The 1703-nt window shown below is 60.8% G+C and carries 3 protein-coding genes; all 3 read right to left on the bottom strand.

Annotated elements, in window-relative coordinates:
- Positions 1-331: RHS domain-containing protein (locus U9983_RS09480; RefSeq protein ID WP_322753645.1), on the bottom strand; the 331-nt coding region annotated here is incomplete at its 3' end.
- Positions 332-494: 163 nt separating this feature from the next.
- Entirely contained in the window at positions 495-1274 is a 780-nt protein-coding gene (locus U9983_RS09475; protein WP_322753644.1) for a hypothetical protein, read from the bottom strand.
- On the bottom strand, positions 1274-1703 hold a 430-nt coding region (locus U9983_RS09470; RefSeq protein ID WP_322753643.1), incomplete at its 5' end, for a hypothetical protein. The genes U9983_RS09475 and U9983_RS09470, both read right to left, overlap by 1 nt.

The raw sequence follows: 1703 nt of genomic DNA, 5'->3' as shown, positions 1-1703 counted from the left end.
GCCCGGGGAAACGCAGCGGGCAGTCGAGGGCACCGTCGGTGGGCGGCGGGCCGGCGCCCCACAGCATCGTCCGGGCCCGCCAGGCAAGGTCCCCGTCGGGGTCGAGGAGTTCGGTGGGCGTACCGACCAGATCGGTGACGATGGCATAAAACCGGGCGTCGAACCACTCCTGCTCGGCATTCTCACCCGGGCTCCCGTCGTCCACCGCCGGGTCGGACGAGCAGCGTTTGGACTGGGTGAGCGGACGGAAACCACCCGGTTCCCAGTCCCAGCTGGTGACCCGTGGCGTCGGGTCGTCGCCGGTGACGTGGCTCTGCTCGGCGAGGACCACACCATCCCAGCTGTAGGCGTACCTGGTACCGTTCCGATCCGTTCAACGGATCATCCGCCCGACGGGGTCGTAGGCGAACCGCAACGGCCGACCCGAGGAGTTGACGACCTCGGTGTCGGGCTCGCCCGCCCGCCCCCGCAGCCACACCGGTACCCCGGGAAGGTCACGCCGAGTGTCCCACAGCCGCAATCGCTCCGGCTGCCATCCTGCCGACGCCGATGTTCCTGGTGGGAGTCGACGAAAAAAGACCACTAGTCAGAAACAAAGCACCACTATCAAGACTTTTCTGATGATCTCGATCTATGGCACTTGTCATCTTGTTAAATGCTGGGCGGCCCACGTAATCAGCCGAGACGTAGAAATCGGCGAACTCGAAGCCGTCGGGCCTGGCCGCGACCTCCGTCGGACCGGGCAGTGGCCATGAAATCAACAAAGAACCGTACGCGGGCGATAGCGCGGCTACTACAGAGACAAAAAGATCAAGAAGATCCTCGGATCTACGGGTCTTCGGTGCCATGGGCGTATGGAGCTCAAATGCGCTCCCGTCGCACCAGAGCGCAATAGGATGTCGATCGATCCCAACAGCGTCTTCCGGTATCGGCAGAACCCGTACCTCGACGTCACGACCAGCTCCACCAGGCTGGACACCGCTCAAGGTCACACCGGCAACAGCTCTGCCGGTGGCACGGCGAACAGTCTCTAGTTCACGCCGGTTCGCAACGCTGACTCGTTCGATCTCGTATTGGATCAGGTCGGCCATCTCATCTGCGTTACCCTTGCCGCCTAAAAGTGCCATACCAAAGGAGGCACCCTTCTCAGCCAGATACTCGACGACGAGCGAGAACGCCTCCTCAGTTCCTCTTTCGGCAAAATAAAATGCAGGCTCCGCAAAGGGTGGACGAGGCGAAGTCGCAGATTCATTCTGCGACAGATTTTCATCCATTATATTATTCCCACAGCTCGGAGCATACCACCCAATTGGGAACTTCTTGGGACAAAAGCAGTCGCCAACTCGCTCGCTCTGGAACCGTCTTTGAAGAACTGAGTTACAAAATACTTACCGTCAACTCTCGCTAGGTGGGCGGTAGTTTGTGCTGTTCCGGTCGACCAATCAAAGACGACCCTGGATGTCGAGACCCGCTCGATCAGACTCTCCCACTGCTGCAGATGCGTCGATTTTGGTACCTCCCGACCGAACCATTGCGCGGCATGTTCGTCAAAGCTGTGGAGCAGTCCTCGTGTACCAGCAATCTTGTAGGGGGCGAGGCCGAGGGGGTCGAACTCCCAGGTGGGGTTGGGGACGTAGGTGTGGGGGTTGGGTGCGGGGGTGAGGCCGAGGGGGTCGGTTGATTCGTACCGGGCGGTCTCGGGA

The sequence above is a fragment of the Protofrankia sp. Cas3 genome (genome assembly GCF_963555955.1).
Lineage (GTDB): Bacteria > Actinomycetota > Actinomycetes > Frankiales > Frankiaceae > Protofrankia.
Note: the sequence above shows the minus strand (reverse complement) of the source record. Positions and strands in the feature narration are given on the sequence as shown.